The organism is Streptomyces sp. NPDC034086, assembly GCF_055575515.1.
Genome location: NZ_JBVISM010000008.1, coordinates 170610 through 184630 on the forward strand (window position 1 = coordinate 170610; position 14021 = coordinate 184630).

At 75.6% G+C, this 14021-nt stretch carries 16 protein-coding genes and 1 tRNA gene; 9 read left to right on the plus strand and 8 right to left on the minus strand.

Annotated features, from left to right (window positions below; all coding sequences use genetic code 11):
• Positions 1 to 9 precede the first annotated feature (9 nt).
• From ACZ514_RS20105 to ACZ514_RS20120, 4 genes are read right to left on the minus strand one after another with little or no spacing between them, the layout of a single operon-like run.
• Positions 10 to 597 (minus strand): hypothetical protein, encoded by a 588-nt coding sequence (locus ACZ514_RS20105; RefSeq protein WP_469125285.1) that lies wholly within the window; start codon positions 595 to 597, stop codon positions 10 to 12.
• A 35-nt stretch (positions 598 to 632) separates the two neighbouring features.
• Entirely contained in the window at positions 633 to 1967 is a 1335-nt protein-coding gene (locus tag ACZ514_RS20110; protein ID WP_468171958.1) for an AAA domain-containing protein, read from the minus strand.
• Positions 1964 to 3535 (minus strand): hypothetical protein, encoded by a 1572-nt coding sequence (locus tag ACZ514_RS20115; RefSeq protein WP_468699684.1) that lies wholly within the window; start codon positions 3533 to 3535, stop codon positions 1964 to 1966. Before ACZ514_RS20115 ends, ACZ514_RS20110 begins: the two co-directional genes overlap by 4 nt.
• Positions 3523 to 4689, minus strand: a complete 1167-nt coding sequence (locus ACZ514_RS20120) for a hypothetical protein (RefSeq protein ID WP_468171964.1) — start codon at positions 4687 to 4689, stop codon at positions 3523 to 3525. Before ACZ514_RS20120 ends, ACZ514_RS20115 begins: the two co-directional genes overlap by 13 nt.
• Positions 4690 to 4881: 192 nt before the next feature.
• Here ACZ514_RS20120 and ACZ514_RS20125 point away from each other — a divergent pair, with 192 nt between their 5' ends.
• Together ACZ514_RS20125 and ACZ514_RS20130 are read left to right on the plus strand one after the other, a co-directional pair.
• Positions 4882 to 5478: a histidine phosphatase family protein gene (locus ACZ514_RS20125; RefSeq protein ID WP_468171967.1), complete on the plus strand. Its 597-nt coding sequence runs from the start codon at positions 4882 to 4884 to the stop codon at positions 5476 to 5478.
• Between the two features lie 42 nt (positions 5479 to 5520).
• The gene (locus ACZ514_RS20130) at positions 5521 to 5862 is read left to right on the plus strand and encodes a VOC family protein (protein WP_468171970.1); all 342 of its coding nucleotides are present in this window, start codon (positions 5521 to 5523) and stop codon (positions 5860 to 5862) included.
• Positions 5863 to 5956: 94 nt separating this feature from the next.
• On the opposite strand, the gene ACZ514_RS20135 is transcribed toward ACZ514_RS20130, so the two are convergent.
• Positions 5957 to 7279 (minus strand): tetratricopeptide repeat protein, encoded by a 1323-nt coding sequence (locus tag ACZ514_RS20135; RefSeq protein ID WP_469125286.1) that lies wholly within the window; start codon positions 7277 to 7279, stop codon positions 5957 to 5959.
• A 275-nt stretch (positions 7280 to 7554) separates the two neighbouring features.
• On the opposite strand from ACZ514_RS20135, the gene ACZ514_RS20140 reads away from it, so the two are divergent.
• Together ACZ514_RS20140 and ACZ514_RS20145 are read left to right on the plus strand one after the other, a co-directional pair.
• Complete coding sequence (locus tag ACZ514_RS20140) at positions 7555 to 8034, plus strand: hypothetical protein (protein WP_468699686.1); 480 nt, start codon at positions 7555 to 7557, stop codon at positions 8032 to 8034.
• Positions 8035 to 8059: 25 nt separating this feature from the next.
• Positions 8060 to 8953, plus strand: coding sequence for a spermidine synthase (locus ACZ514_RS20145; protein ID WP_468699687.1), 894 nt, complete (start codon positions 8060 to 8062; stop codon positions 8951 to 8953).
• Between the two features lie 6 nt (positions 8954 to 8959).
• Here ACZ514_RS20145 and ACZ514_RS20150 read toward each other — a convergent pair whose 3' ends face one another.
• Positions 8960 to 9505, minus strand: coding sequence for a hypothetical protein (locus ACZ514_RS20150; RefSeq protein ID WP_468699688.1), 546 nt, complete (start codon positions 9503 to 9505; stop codon positions 8960 to 8962).
• 102 nt (positions 9506 to 9607) lie between these two features.
• Between ACZ514_RS20150 and ACZ514_RS20155 the strand changes: the two genes are divergently transcribed.
• The 5 genes from ACZ514_RS20155 to ACZ514_RS20175 all read left to right on the plus strand — a co-directional run bounded on the left by ACZ514_RS20155 (position 9608) and on the right by ACZ514_RS20175 (position 13074).
• Complete coding sequence (locus tag ACZ514_RS20155) at positions 9608 to 10294, plus strand: response regulator transcription factor (RefSeq protein WP_468171985.1); 687 nt, start codon at positions 9608 to 9610, stop codon at positions 10292 to 10294.
• A 55-nt stretch (positions 10295 to 10349) separates the two neighbouring features.
• Positions 10350 to 11726 carry a sensor histidine kinase gene (locus ACZ514_RS20160; protein WP_469125287.1) on the plus strand — a complete coding sequence of 459 codons (1377 nt, stop codon included), beginning with the start codon at positions 10350 to 10352 and terminating at the stop codon, positions 11724 to 11726.
• Between the two features lie 88 nt (positions 11727 to 11814).
• Positions 11815 to 11979, plus strand: a complete 165-nt coding sequence (locus ACZ514_RS20165; protein WP_468171991.1) for a DUF5993 family protein — start codon at positions 11815 to 11817, stop codon at positions 11977 to 11979.
• A 12-nt stretch (positions 11980 to 11991) separates the two neighbouring features.
• Entirely contained in the window at positions 11992 to 12633 is a 642-nt protein-coding gene (locus tag ACZ514_RS20170) for a disulfide bond formation protein B (protein WP_468171994.1), read from the plus strand.
• 141 nt (positions 12634 to 12774) lie between these two features.
• On the plus strand, positions 12775 to 13074 hold the full coding sequence (locus ACZ514_RS20175) for a hypothetical protein (RefSeq protein ID WP_468171997.1): 300 nt from the start codon (positions 12775 to 12777) through the stop codon (positions 13072 to 13074).
• A gap of 126 nt (positions 13075 to 13200) precedes the next feature.
• Here the strand turns inward: ACZ514_RS20175 and ACZ514_RS20180 are convergent.
• Both ACZ514_RS20180 and orn read right to left on the minus strand, forming a co-directional pair.
• Positions 13201 to 13273: transfer RNA gene (locus tag ACZ514_RS20180), tRNA-His, on the minus strand.
• Between the two features lie 93 nt (positions 13274 to 13366).
• On the minus strand, positions 13367 to 13969 hold the full coding sequence (gene orn, locus ACZ514_RS20185; protein ID WP_467886517.1) for an oligoribonuclease: 603 nt from the start codon (positions 13967 to 13969) through the stop codon (positions 13367 to 13369).
• Positions 13970 to 14021: the final 52 nt, after the last annotated feature.

Genomic DNA, 14021 nt, shown 5'->3' on the forward strand with positions numbered 1-14021 from the left:
CGGCGTCGCTCAGCCGTCCCAGGCCGCCACGAGCTCGCGGTAGCCCGCGAAGCGGGGGCCGGGGACCGGCTCGTCGGCCGGCCGGCCGTTCAGCCGGCACAGGCGCAGGCGGTCCCCCTCGGTGTCGAGCACGCAGCACACCCCGCCCGCGGCGGCGGTGAGGCCGGTGAACACCGCTCTGACGCTCGCGGACCGCTCGAACAGCCGGCTCATCTCCGACGTGGCCGCGGTGAACCGCATCGATGCGTGACGCGGGTGCAGCGCGGGCGCGAACCGCACGGTGAGGTAGACGTACCCGACCGCGACCCGCCCGAGCGCGTCCGGTTCGGTGCCGTGGCCGCGGGCGTACGCGCCCACCGCCTCGTCGGCGCCGCACAGGAGCGAGGTGTCGAGCTCGAGGGTCCCGCCCGTGGAGCAGTCGACCGGCTCGCTCGTGAAGCCGGAGGTGAAGGGGACGACGACCCGCTCACCGCCGGGCAGGGTGAGCGTGAGCGGCGGCACCCGGCCGGTGCGCGGCGCCAGTGCGACGAGCGCGCGCAGTGCCCGGGGGACGTTCCCCGCGGGCAGGAAGACCTCGTAGCCGTAGCGGAGCCCCATGCTTTCCCCCTTCGTGCCGGTCGTGCGGGCCCGCCCTACGGGCGCCACGGGACGCGGTGGTCGGACCAGGAGTCCCACGTGGTCATCATCGCCTCCCACCCGTCCGGGAACTTCACCGTCACGCCCAGCTGGACCGGTTCCGTCGAGGGGTGGTCGTCGAGCAGCTCCGCCACTCCCGCCCGGGCCACCACCACGCAGGCGTGCCGGTGCCGGGAGGCCAGGACGCACAGGCGGCCCGTCTCCAGGTGGAAGGCCGTCGCGTCGGGGCGCCCGGACAGCGGGTGCAGGACCACCGTGAGGTCGTACTCGCGGCCCTGGAGCCGGTTCGCGGTGTCGACCGTGACGCCCGCGACGCCCAGGGCCGCCAGGGCCGCGCGCACCGCCGCGGCCTGGTCGCGGTGGGCCGTGCCGACGGCGATGCGGGCCGGGGTCAGCGGGGAGGGAGCGGGGGACCGCTCGTCCGAGGTCACCGCACCGCGGTCCAGGGCGCGCCGCACCACCAGGGCCACCGCCCGCACCGCCTCCGGGTCCGTGCGCGGGGTGTGCCGCGCGGGCAGCTCCAGCAGCCCCCAGCCCGACGCGGCGGCCTCGTCCAGGACGCGGTCCGGGCCCGAGCCGTCGCCCGCGACCCCGTACGCGAGACGGCGCTCGCCGGGTCCGGTGCCGCTGCGGAACTGCGAGTACGGGTAGAAGGCGCGCGAGACCAGCGGCGCGGCGGTCGCCGGGAGCCGCCACGACACCGGCAGCCGGTGCTGCGGCAGTTGCGGGTTGTGGGCGAGGAGGGTGGAGACGGCGCTCGCCGAAGGGTCGTACGACAGGCCGGCCCACTGCTCCGCGCCGACCACGCTGAACGGGTCCAGCTGCCCCGGGTCGCCCACGAACAGCGCCCGCTCGAACAGCCCGGCCACGGCCAGCAGCGCGTCGGAGCGCATCTGGTAGGCCTCGTCGACGATGGCGTGTTCCCACGGCTCGGCGTCCTTGACGTACGCCCACTTCGCGGCCGTGGAGATCGTGATCGGCAGTTCGGCCAGCTCCGCCGGCTTCGCGGAGAGGGTGACGGACGGCAGGTCCCGCAGCGCCGGGTCGTAGGCGTCGGCGTCGCTGCTGTGCAGCCGGCCCACCTTCAGCTCCGGGTCCTTCTCGGCGAGCCGCAGCACCAGGTCGTCCACCTGGGCGTTGGTCTGCGCGACCACCATCAGCCGGCGCCCGGCGGCGGCCAGCTCCCGGGCGGCCCGCACCACGAGCGTCGACTTGCCGGCGCCCGGCGGGGAGTCCACGACGACGCCCCGCTCGGTGCCGTGCAGGGTGTCGTGGAGGATGGCGGCGGTGGCCCGGTCGGCGGCCGCGCCCGGGTCGAAGGCGGTGGTCACAGCAGGTCCTCGTCGGTCACGGCGTCCAGGGCGGGAGCGGTCCGGGAGCCCGGCGGACCGCCGTGCGTCCACGGGGTGTTCTCCGGGTCGGGCAGCTTCGGGCCGCCGCGCGCGTCGTGCTCGAAGAGCGTCCAGCAGTCCCGGTCGCCCTTCTGCGGCACCGAGCCCGCCACCGGTTCCCGGCCGGCGCCCATCTTGTCGAGCACGCGCAGCACCAGCTGCCCGTCGTCCTCGTACCGCACGAACTCGAAGGCCTGCTGGCGGCCGTCCAGGGACCGGAACACCTTGCCGCCGCCCTCGTCCGCCAGCTGCGGCCGGTCCTCGGTGGCCACCGTGACCAGCGGGCGCGGCCGGGGCCGCTTGCCGTCCGTCCACTCCATCAGCACCTCGGTGACCTCGCCGGCGAAGGCCTCGCCCGCGAACCGCCGGCCCGCCATGACGAGCGGGTCGTCCAGCGCCTCCTGCGCGTCGAGCCGTACCTGCTCGGTCTCCCGCGTGGCCAGCTTCTGGGCCGCCGTCACCGCGTCGTCGCGGCGCGGCTGCGGCGGCTCGCCGGCCCGGACCCGGTCGCGGTGGCCGGTGAACGACCAGCGGTCGCGGGTCCAGCGCTCCTCGGCCCGCTCGCCCGGCGGCAGGGTGCGCAGCAGCCCGATCGCCTCCCAGGTCTGCGACCAGGCGGGCCGCATCTGGTCCTCGACCAGCCGCCGGACCGCCTGCTCGGCCGCTCGCACCGCTTCCCCGTCGCGGGGTCCGCCCGCCGCCCGGGCCGCGTCGAACCTGGCGATGGCCGGCGCCAGCAGCTTGTTGTCGAAGGCCGGGTCGGTGGCCGGGCCGGACGGCGGCACCAGCAGCTGCCCGTCACCGTCCCGCGCGAGCTCCACGCGCAGCGCCCGCTCCGCCCCCGAGACGCCCTCCGGCGGGTCGATCCAGGCGAGGAGGGCCCCCAGGTGCTGGTCCTCCAGGCTGCTCTGGCCGGTCGCCCAGTGCCGGGCCAGCAGCTCCGTGGCGGCCAGCAGCATCGAGGAGCCGGGCACCCGGGAACGCTCGGCGAGGTGCGTGAACCAGCGTCCCAGCAGCGGCACCTGAGTGGGCGCCGGGTACGGGTTGTCCGGATCCTCCTCGGCGGTCCGCCGGAACCGCATCGACCGGCCCAGCAGGCGCACGTACTCGATGCCGGCCCGGCTCGGCACGACGATCTGCGGGGCGTCCACGCACAGCTCGGCCTCGACCTTGACCTTCCTGCCGCTCTCCGGGTCGGTCTCGGTGCGCTCGGCCGGCTCGACGACGTCCGCGTACGCGTCCACGTACGCCATCACCTCCGCGGCCAGGTCGGCCAGGAACTCCCAGCGCAGGTCCCGGTCGCGCGGCTGGGGTATGACGAAGACCCGCGGGTCCTGCGGGTCGGTGCCCAGCATCGCGCCGAGCGGCGCCCCCGCCTCACCGGCGGTGGTCAGCGGTACGAGGACCAGCGGCCGCCCGCTCAGGTGGCGGTGCCGTACGGTCGCGAGCGGCCGGGCGCGGCCCGCGCGGACCGCCTCCAGCCGGGCCAGGGTGCTCAGCAGGGGCATGCGGGGGTCTCCGGGGCCTGGTACGGGGGTCGGGCGGCGGCCTGCTCGAGCGCCTCGGCGCGCAGCCGGGCGGCCTGGCGCAGCGCCTGGGCGGTGGCATCGCCCTCGGGGCCCGCTCCGGCGGCCGCGGCGAGGGCGGCCTCGACGGTGGCGAGGCCGCCCAGCTCCCCCCGGACGGACCGGCCGAGCGCGGCCGGCTCCCCGGCGGCGCGGGCCCGCTCCCGGCAGTGGAAGGCCAGCTCGCAGGCGGCGAGGCACTCGGGGGCGTAGGAGGCGGAGACCGCCGAGACGGCCTCGGTCAGCTCGGCGGCGGGCCGCGCCGGGTCGAAGCACAGCCCCGGCGGCAGCGCCTCGGCCAGCTCCTCCACCCGGGTCAGCCGCTCCAGCTGGCGGCGGGTGACCGACCGCTCCCGGCGGATGTCCACGGGCGCGGCGGTGGGCAGGTTGGAGAAGTCCTTCGGGCAGACGAGCAGCACCCGGTGGCCGACCTCGGCCCCCTCCAGTTTCCCGGCGGTCTGCTCCAGGGCCAGCACGTACACGGCGGCCTGCCGCGCGGCGGCCCCCACCTTCGCGGCGTCGGCGGCCCCGTCGATCATCGGGAACGACTTGATCTCCACCACGGTCCAGCGGCCGTCGGGGTGCACCACGACGGCGTCGGGCTCCAGGTACGCGGGGGTGCCCGCCACCTCCAGGGCCAGCATCGGATGGTCCAGCAGCGTCCACGTCCCCGCGGCGGTGGCCTCCCGCAGGGCCAGTGCCGTCCGCGCGGCACGTCCCTCGGGGCCGGCGGCGGTGAGGTCCGGCACCCGGGAGTGCGGCCCGGGCGGCTCGGCCCCGCCGTCGAGGCGGGCGTGCGTCAGCCGCAGCAGTTCCGCGCCGCCGTCGGCCTTGACCCTGGCCTCGAAGGAGTTGCCGCGCACGATCGCGAACTGCGACTGCCCGAAGGCGGCGGGGGAGCCCAGCGCGGCCGCGAGCGCGGTCTTGTCGACACCGGCGCCGTCGAGGAGGGCCCGTCTGCCGCAGCCGGGGTTGGCGGCGAGCGCGGCGAGCGCCCGCGCGTCGAGCGGGCGGGGCGGCACGGCGGGGCCGCGCAGGTCGGCGAGCCGTTGCCGCAGTGTCGTCTGGGGCGGGCCGTCGGGCGGGTAGGAGCTCACGGGCGGAAGTGTCCCATCCGCCACTGACAATCGTGGTCATACGGCGGAAAAGAGCCGGTCGGCCACCCGGCGTCCGCCTCCCGCGCGCCCCCTCCGGCCGGCGGGGCGTCCCCCTTTTCCCGTCGGGGATGATGGACGGACGACCCCATCGCCCCTGGAGGGGTGAACCCCCAAGGACCGGGAGAAACACAGATGGCCCCCCGCATCCTGCTGGCCCGCCACGGGCAGACGGCATGGTCCCGGCTCGGCAAGCACACCGGACGCACGGACGTGCCGCTGCTGGAGGAGGGCAGGCTGGGGGCGAAGCGGCTGGGCGAGCGCCTGGCCCGGGAGCCCTGGGCGGGCCTGCGCGGCCTGGAGGTGCGCACCAGCCCGCTGGTCCGCGCCAGCGAGAGCTGCGACCTGGCCGGTTACGGGGCCCAGGCCGACCCCTGGGACGCCCTCATGGAATGGGACTACGGCGACTACGAGGGCATGACCCCGGCCGAGATCCAGGCGGTCCGGCCCGGCTGGCTGATCTGGCGCGACGGGGTCCCCGGCGGCGAGTCCGTCGCCGACGTCGCGGCGCGCGCCGACGAGGTCGTGACCTGGGCCCGCTCGGCGGAGCGTGACGTCCTCGTCTTCGCCCACGGCCACATCCTGCGCACCCTCGCCGCCCGCTGGCTCGGCTTCGAGGCCTCCTTCGGCGCCCGCATCCGGCTGGAGCCCACCTCCCTGTCGGTCCTGGGCTGGGCCTACGGTGCCCCGGCGCTGGAGCGCTGGAACGACACCGGGCACCTGGAGGGCTGACCCAACTCCCGTGCTCCGGGGCGGGTTTGAGACGATCACGGTATGACGATCAGCTCTGTGGTGCTGCGCCGGCGCGTGGCCGACCTGGAAACGGCGGCGGCGTTCTACGAGAAGCTCACCGGGGAGCCGGCCACCCGGTTCGCCTTCGCCGGCCTGGAACTGGCCGCCACCGGACCGTTCCTGCTCTTCTCCGGGCCGGACGGGGCCGCCGGGCGGTTCGCCGGGGTGGCGGCCACCCTGGCCGTGGCCGACCTGGACGCCGCGGTGGCCGGGGCCCGCGGAGCCGGTGCCGAGGTGGTCGCCGCTCCTGCCGAGACCCCGAACGGCCGCCGGGCCGTGCTGCGCCACCCCGACGGCGGGGTCTTCGAGTACGTCGGCCCCTGACGGGAAGGGCCGGTCGTCTCTGTCGGATCTTGGCGGTCGAGCCCGCGGTGCCGGGCGGCGCGGGTCAGGCACGATCCGGAAGAGACGGCCCCGCTCAGGCCTGGGCGTGCCGGGCCAGGAAGGCGCCGACGCGCGGGGAGCGCTGGTGCGGGACCAGGGTGCGGGCCGTGCCCGCCAGCATCGACCGGATGCGGGTCGAGCCGACCTCGGCCAGCAGGTCCAGTACCCGTCCGCCCGCCCAGGCCGCCTCGTCGGGCGCGCCCGCCCGGGCCAGGTCGTCGGCGAGTTCCGCCGTGTAGAGGGCCACGTTCCGCGCGAAGTGCGGGTCCTGGAGGTCGGCCGCGCGCCGGGCGTGCCGGGCCGCGCGGGCGTGCTCCCCGAGCGCGGCCCAGCAGCGGGACTCCAGCGATTCCAGCTCCGCCTCGCCGAAGAAGGACATCCACTCCGGGTCGGCGGGCGACGCGCCCCGCGCGAACTCCGCGTGTGCCCGGGCCAGGGACTCCTCGCACGCCCTGCGGTCCCCGAGCCCGGCCCAGCCGCCCGCCTCGCGCAGCGCCAGCAGCGCGAGCAGCCGGGGCGAACCGAGCGAGCGGGCCGCCTGCCGCCCCGCCTGGGCGGCCCGCACCGACTCGCGGGGACGGCCGCGGTCCCGGGCCAGGAAGGCCATGTTGCTGAAGGCGTGCGCCTCCAGGGCGGCGTCGCCCGCGACCCGGGCGGTGGCCAGGGCCTCGGCGTAGTGCGAGCGGGCGTCCTCGAAGCGGCCCGAGTCGTGCGCCAGCCAGCCCACCGAGACGGCCAGTTCCCCGGCCCCGGCGTGCAGCCGGTCCTCGGTGGACTGCCGGGTGGCGCCCGCGTCGAGCAGGGCGTAGGCGGTCCTCAGGGGCTGTGCCGCCCGCCGGTAGAGGGCGTCGGCGCCGTGCCGGTCGTCCAGGAGCCGGATCTGGCGCACCGCGTCCTCGACCGCGGCGGCCTCGGCCTCACCGGCGCGGGAGGGGATCCGGCGGCCGTCGCCGAGCAGGGTGAGGCTGAGGGTGGCGGCCGCCACGGTGGCGGACCCGCCGGTCATGAACGCGCGGCGCAGCACGTCGCTCTCCTTGGGACGCCGGACGGGGTGGGTGGGGGTCTGGGGCGCGGGCCGCGCGCGCTGCGCGGAGCGGCCGCGCACGGTCTCGCGGGGGGAGAAGCCGAGGTCGGCCAGGGTGTGGCCGGGGAACATGTGGAGGAAGACGCGTTCGTAGGCGTAGTTGGGGCAGCGGATCTCGCCGGACTCGACCCGGCCGATGTAGCGGGCGTCGCAGGAAACCGTTTCGCCGATCTCCCGGGCCGCGCGCCGGACCAGGCCCGCGAACTCGGCCGGTGAGCGCTGCCCGCGCAGCCCGCGGAAGGAGGAGTTGGGTGAGTGGGGGAACGCCGCCATGGACGTGTGCCTCTCTGGACGATCCCAAGGGGTCCCGCGGGACCCCCTTCGATCCGTGTCGGTCTCGCCCCGGAGTCAGGGCTCCGGCGCGCACGAACGTACCGCCGGGGAGAGGCGCTTGATGTGGTGTTTGGCTACAAAACGGATATCTCACCCGCGATCCGCCATGAACTGCCATCCTTTGCGGCGTCTTGCCGCCGCACCCGTTGACGCTTCCGTGCGTTGAACCCATGCGGATACGGATCGAGGAGGGGTTCCCCTTGGCGGAGGCCGGCATGGACAGCATCGGAACGAACACCGCGGCCGCGCCCTGCGCGGCCCACCCGGCTCCGAGCCCGGTCCCGGGTCCCGTCCATCCGCCCGTCGCGCCGCCCCTCCCGCCGCATGCCTTCGCCGCGGCCCCGGACCTGGTGACCGTGCCCACCCGCCAGGGGCTGGAGGCGGTGGACATCATCCGCCGCGGGGCCGGTCTGGCGGCCCCCGGCGTCGGCCCGGTGCTGCACGACGGCTCCGGCGACACCCTCGGCTTCCTCGTCCCGCCCGGCACCGCCGACGCCTGGGACCTGCCCGGCAGTGCCTGTACGCAGACCAACGGGCGCGGCATGCGCTTCGGCGACGCCGTCCCGCCCGTCTCCGGCAGCGCGGGCTGGCTGCTGCCCCCCGAGGCCGTGGGGCCGGTCACCGACCCGGAGGTCCTGCGGGCCGCGCTCGGCGAGGCGGCGCGGCTGATCGAGGCGGCCGACAACTGCCGCTGAGGCGCTGACCAGCCATAATGGGGGAGTGGCAGGCAAAGGCAAGAGCAAGGGCAGGGACAGGGGTGACAGGGGCGGCGCGATACCGGACGCCGGGCCGGTCACCGGGCAGGTGGGCGGCGGGCTCGCCGAGCTGGCACCGGACCGCGAGCGCCCCCGCGCCTGGACCCTGCTGATCGACGGGGCCCCGCAGTCCCATGTGGACCTGGACGACCCCGCTCGGCTGGACTTCGCCTACCAGCGCCGGATCGGCCACCTGATCGACCTCGCCGCGCCCGCCCGGCAGCCCCTGAACGTGGTGCACCTGGGCGGCGGCGCCTTCACCCTGGCCCGCTACACGGCCGCCTCCCGCCCCCGCTCCACGCAGCAGGTGGTGGAGATCGACGCGGCCCTGGTGGCGTTCGTACGGGAACACCTGCCGCTGGACCCCCAGGCGCGGATCCGCGTACGGGCCGTGGACGCGCGGGCGGGGCTCGCGAAGGTGCCCGACGGCTGGGCGGACCTGGTGATCGCGGACGTGTTCGGCGGGGCGCGCACGCCGGCCCACCTGACCAGCGTGGAGTTCCTGGACGACGTACGCCGGGCGCTCGCGCCCACCGGGTGGTACGTGGCCAACCTCGCGGACGGTCCGCCGCTGGCGCACCTGCGGGGCCAGGTCGCCACGGCCGCCTCGCGGTTCGCCCGGCTGGCGCTGGCGGCGGATCCCGTGGTCTGGCGGGGGAAACGTTTCGGCAACGCGGTGCTCGTGGCCTCCGACCAGGAGCTGCCCGTCGCGGAGTTCACCCGCCGCGTGGCGAGCGACCCGCACCCCGGCCGGGTCGAGCACGGCCGCGCCCTGGCCGACTTCACCGGCGGCGCGGCCCCGGTCGCCGACGCCTCGGCGGTGGCCTCCCCGCAGCCGCCGCCCTCGGTCTTCCGCTGACCCGCCCTACGGGTCGACGATCTCCACCGCCGGCGGATGGTCGTGCCAGGTGCAGAACACCGACACCTCGCGGCCGCCCTGGGTGAAGGTGACCCGGATCCAGAAGTCCTGCTTCCACACCTGCATGCGCCAGCCGGCCTCCGGGGTCGCCGAGACCAGCGCGGCCGAGGAGGTCCCGAGGTCGAAGACGACCCGGCCGCCCGACACCGAGTAGTTCTTCACCGTGCCGGGCGCGCCTCCCTGGCCGCCCTCCGGGTACGGGCGCCGGCCCGTCGGCGGCACCTGCTGCGGCTTCGCCGGCGAGGACGCGCCCGCACCGGCCGGCGCGGGCGGGACCGCCGAAGGGGACGCGGAGGACGGGGCGGAAACCGAACCCGAAGGCCCAGGCGTCGGGTCCGGCCCCCGCGTGGCCGGGGACGGCGCCGGCCCGCCGGGCCCCCCGGCCGTCAGCGGCACCGCGCGCGGGGGATCGTAGGCGGTCCCGGCCAGCACGGTGTGCACACCCCACCACGACAGGGTCGCCGCGGCGGCGGTCGCCAGCACCCAGGCCATGGCATGTACAGGTCCTCGTCGCATCAGGGCACATACTGCACCACCCGTCACAGACCCGGCCCGGCAGCTCCCCGCGTCGCCCGGATGGACTACCGTGCGCCCATGGCTAGTGTGCTCGTGGTCGAGGACGACCAGTTCGTACGTTCCGCCCTCATCCGGCACCTGACCGAGGCCTCGCACACCGTCCGGAGCGTCGGCACGGCCCTGGAGGCCCTGCGCGAAGTCGCCCACCACCCCTTCGACGTGGTCATCCTCGACCTCGGACTGCCCGACCTCGACGGCTCCGAGGCCCTGAAGATGCTGCGCGGCATCACCGACGTACCGGTGATCATCGCCACCGCCCGCGACGACGAGGCCGAGATCGTCCGGCTGCTCAACGACGGCGCCGACGACTACCTGACCAAACCCTTCTCCGTCGAGCACCTCTCCGCCCGGATGGCCGCCGTCCTGCGCCGCGCCCGCGCCGCCGGGGCCGAAGCGCCCTCGCGCGTGCTGCGCGTCGGCGGGCTCGCCATCGACCCGCTGCGCCGCCAGGCCGAACTCGACGGCGCGGTGCTCGACCTCACCCGGCGGGAGTTCGACCTGCTGGCCTTCCTCGCCGGACGCCCCGGAGTGGTCGTGGCCCGGCGCGAACTGCTCGCCGAGGTCTGGCAGCAGTCGTACGGGGACGACCAGACCATCGACGTGCACCTGTCCTGGCTGCGCCGCAAGCTCGGCGAGACCGCCGCCCGGCCGCGCTACCTGCACACCCTGCGCGGCGTCGGCGTGAAGCTGGAGCCCCCGCTGTGAGACGCGGCGCCGGCGGCCGGGCGCGCCGTCGGCCGGGCGTCGTGAGGCGGACGCCGTGAGGTGGGCGCTGGTCAAGGTGTGCCTCGCCGTCACGACCATGGTGGTCCTCGCCTTCGCGGCGCCGCTCGCGATGGTCGTGCGGGAGATGGCCAGCGACCGGGCCTTCTCCAACGCCGAACGGCAGGCCGCCACCATGGGACCGACCCTGTCCATCACCACCGACCCGGCCCAGCTGCGCCGGGCCGTGGAGTCCACCGAGATGGGCGCCGCCGGGCGGATGGCCGTCCACGTCCCGGCGATCGGCGGCGCCGCCCCCGTGGACATCGGCGACGGACGCGCCGGAGCGGACGCGGTGGCCGAGACCCGCTCCCTGGGGCGGGCGACCACCGCCGGCGTGCCCGGCGGCGGTTCGGCGCTGCTCCAGCCCGTCGCCCTCGGCTCCGGCGACATCGCGGTGATCGAGATCTACGTGCCGGAGAGCGAGGTCAGCAACGGGGTCACCACCGCCTGGCTCATCCTCGGCGGGGTCGGGCTCGCCCTCGTCATCGGCTCGGTGGCCGTCGCCGACCGGCTCGGCGCCCGCCTGGTGCGCCCCGCCGAACGCCTCGCGGACGCCGCGCACCAGCTGGGTGAGGGCAGGCTCGGCGCACGGGTCCCCGAGGAGGGGCCCAAGGAACTCCGCTCGGCGGCCGTCGCGTTCAACTCGATGGCCGACCAGGTCGTCGAACTCCTCACCAACGAGCGCGAACTCGCCGCCGACCTCTCCCACCGGCTGCGCACCCCCCTGACCGTGCTGCGGCTCAACGCCGCCTCCCTCGGCGACGGCCCGGCCGCCGAACACACCCGGGCGGCGGTGGAGCAGCTGGAACGGGAGGTCGACACGATCATCCGCACCGCACGCGAGCAGCGCCCGCCCGCCGCCGCGGCCACCGCCGGCTGTGACGCCTCCGAGGTGATCCGCGACCGGATGGCCTTCTGGTCGGCGCTCGCGGAGGACGAGGGCCGCGAGGTCCGGCTCGCCGGCGTGGACCGCACCGTACGCGTCCCCGTGGCCCGCCCCGAGCTGGCGGCGGCCCTCGACGCCATGCTCGGCAACGTCTTCCGGCACACCCCGGAGGCCACCCCCTTCGCGGTGGACGTGCACGACGCCGGGGACGCCGTCATCGTCCTCGTCTCGGACGGCGGCCCCGGGATCGCCGACCCGGCCGCCGCCCTGCGGCGCGGCAACGACGGCGCCCGCGACGGCTCCACCGGGCTCGGCCTGGACATCGTGCGCCGGGTCGCCGAGTCCACGGGCGGCGACGTACGGCTGGGCCGCTCGGTGCTCGGCGGGACCGAGGTGCGGGTGTGGATCGCGCTGGACGACCGGGCCCGGGGCGGCGAGCGCGGGGCGCGCGGCCGGCGCGGCCGCCGCAGGCGCCGGGGCGGCTGACCCGGGCCGCCGGGCCCGGCGGGGCAACCGGCTTACCCGGGGGCGCGCCTCGCGGGGCCGAAGTCCGCAGGTCGGTACGGTCCGCCCCATGGACACCCTCATCTTCGGCGGGATCCTCGCCACCCTCGTCGCCATGTACCGGGATACCTCCCGGACCGTGGTGCTCGGCGCCTGGTGGACCATGCTGGTCGCCGTCCTCCTGCTGATGGCGCACCACATCACCAGCGGCCTCGCCCTCGACCTGAGCTACTGACCCGTGGCCACGATGAGCAGCCTCCTGCCGGAGGCGCCCCTGGAGAGCGGCCTGCTGGCGCGGGCCCAGTACTGGTTCGCCTGCTTCTTCGCCGCCGGCTGGACGGCGGTCGTCTGCGGCGGCCTCTTCTACCAGTTCGCGCTGTGGGAGTACCCCTGCCCGCTCTGCGTCGTGCAGCGGATGTTCATGCTGCTGGCGGCGATCGGGGCCGGGTACATCGTCCGCACGGCCCTCACCGTGGGCGCGGTGACCGGCCGGGACTACATGACGGGCTGGGGCATGGCCCTGGTCGCGGTGATGGGCGGCTCCTTCACCGCGTGGCGGCAGACGATGCTGCACGTCCTCCCCGGCGACAAGGGCTACGGCAGCACGGCGCTGGGCCTGCACCTGTACGTGTGGGCGTGGATCCTCTTCTCCGCCTCGGTCGTCGCGATCGGCGTCGTCCTCGCCCTCGCCCACGCCACGGCCGGGCGGACCGTCCCCACCGCCGCGCCCGGCCCGCACCGGACGGCGGGCATCCTCGTCCTGGCCTTCCTGGGCCTGGTCCTCGCCGTCAACGTCGTGGCGGTGTTCCTGGAGGAGGGCTTCCACTGGTTCCTGCCGGACGACCCCGACCGGTACCGCTTCTTCTACGACGTCGGAATCCTGGACTGAGACGCCCCGCCGGACTGCGGCACGGACCGTGCCCCGCACCGGCCCGCGTCCACGCCGGCGGCCCCTCCGCCCGGACGGGGGCGCACATGTTGCGGCGCCCCCGGACCGCGCCGAGGGTGGCCGTGACGGAAGGAGCCACGCATGAGAGTCATGCTCAGGGCCCACATGGACACGGCCGCCACCAACGAGGGCATCAAGAACGGATCCCTGCCCAGGTCCATGAAGGACCTGATGGAGAGGACCAAGCCGGAGGCGGCCTACTTCGGCCTCCACGAGGGCGTGCGCTCCTGCTGGATGGTCTTCGACCTCCAGGACAGCGCGCAGCTGCCGCCGCTCCTGGAGGACCTCTTCCTCCAGTTCAACGCGGAGCTGGAGGTCGCCCCCGTCATGAACGCGGAGGACCTGGCGAAGGGCCTGGCCGAGATGCGGACGTCCCCGTAGGACCCGCAGGACCGGGACCCGGCCCGCCGGCGGAACCGATCGTCCACGGGCCGGCGCGGGGGCGCACCGAGGTCCGGGAACGCAGAAGGCCCCGGTCCGCTCTCGCGAACCGGGGCCTTCCCGCAGGGTGAGTGACGGGACTTGAACCCGCGGCCACCTGGACCACAACCAGGTGCTCTACCAGCTGAGCTACACCCACCATGTCCGGTCGCAGAACGACCGGCCGAAGAAAAGGGTACAGGGTCCGGGAGGGTGCTCGCTCCACCTTTCCCCCGCGCCCCCCTCCGGGGGACTACGCGTCCGTCACCACGTGCTTGGCGGCGATGGCCCGGGCGGTGTCCGAGTCGGGTCCGGGCTGCGGCACGAAGACCGCTTCCCGGTAGTAGCGGAGCTCGGCGATGGACTCCTTGATGTCCGCGAGCGCCCGGTGGTTGCCGTTCTTCGGCGGACTGTTGAAGTACGCCCGCGGGTACCAGCGGCGCGCCAGCTCCTTGACCGAGGACACGTCCACGATCCGGTAGTGCAGGTGGCCCTCCAGCGCGGGCATGTCGCGCGAGAGGAATCCGCGGTCGGTGCCGACGGAGTTCCCGCACAGCGGGGCCTTGCGCGGCTCCTTCACGTGCTCCCGTACGTACGCCAGGACCTGCGCCTCGGCGTCGGCCAGGGTCGTGCCGGCGGCCAGCTCGTCGAGCAGCCCGGAGGCGGTGTGCATCTCGCGCACCACGTCCGGCATGGTCTCCAGGGCCGCGTCCGGCGGGCGGATCACGATGTCCACGCCTTCGCCGAGCACGTTGAGCTCCGAGTCGGTGACCAGTGCGGCCACCTCGATAAGTGCGTCGTCCGTCAACGAGAGCCCGGTCATCTCGCAGTCGATCCACACCATGCGATCGTTCATGCGCCCCACCTTATGCCGAAGGTCCCCCGTACCGGTGCTCGGCCGGTGCGGG

Excerpts from the sequence above, each read along its gene's own strand:
- ACZ514_RS20175 (WP_468171997.1), top strand. The coding sequence starts at position 12,775 with ATGAGAGTCATGCTCAGGGCCCACATGGACACGGCCGCCACCAACGAG.
- ACZ514_RS20130 (WP_468171970.1), top strand. The coding sequence starts at position 5,521 with ATGACGATCAGCTCTGTGGTGCTGCGCCGGCGCGTGGCCGACCTGGAA.
- ACZ514_RS20170 (WP_468171994.1), top strand. The coding sequence starts at position 11,992 with ATGAGCAGCCTCCTGCCGGAGGCGCCCCTGGAGAGCGGCCTGCTGGCG.
- ACZ514_RS20105 (WP_469125285.1), bottom strand. The coding sequence starts at position 597 with ATGGGGCTCCGCTACGGCTACGAGGTCTTCCTGCCCGCGGGGAACGTC.
- ACZ514_RS20140 (WP_468699686.1), top strand. The coding sequence starts at position 7,555 with ATGGACAGCATCGGAACGAACACCGCGGCCGCGCCCTGCGCGGCCCAC.
- ACZ514_RS20125 (WP_468171967.1), top strand. The coding sequence starts at position 4,882 with ATGGCCCCCCGCATCCTGCTGGCCCGCCACGGGCAGACGGCATGGTCC.
- ACZ514_RS20115 (WP_468699684.1), bottom strand. The coding sequence starts at position 3,535 with ATGCCCCTGCTGAGCACCCTGGCCCGGCTGGAGGCGGTCCGCGCGGGC.
- ACZ514_RS20155 (WP_468171985.1), top strand. The coding sequence starts at position 9,608 with ATGGCTAGTGTGCTCGTGGTCGAGGACGACCAGTTCGTACGTTCCGCC.
- ACZ514_RS20135 (WP_469125286.1), bottom strand. The coding sequence starts at position 7,279 with ATGGCGGCGTTCCCCCACTCACCCAACTCCTCCTTCCGCGGGCTGCGC.
- ACZ514_RS20165 (WP_468171991.1), top strand. The coding sequence starts at position 11,815 with ATGGACACCCTCATCTTCGGCGGGATCCTCGCCACCCTCGTCGCCATG.
- orn (WP_467886517.1), bottom strand. The coding sequence starts at position 13,969 with ATGAACGATCGCATGGTGTGGATCGACTGCGAGATGACCGGGCTCTCG.
- ACZ514_RS20150 (WP_468699688.1), bottom strand. The coding sequence starts at position 9,505 with ATGGCCTGGGTGCTGGCGACCGCCGCCGCGGCGACCCTGTCGTGGTGG.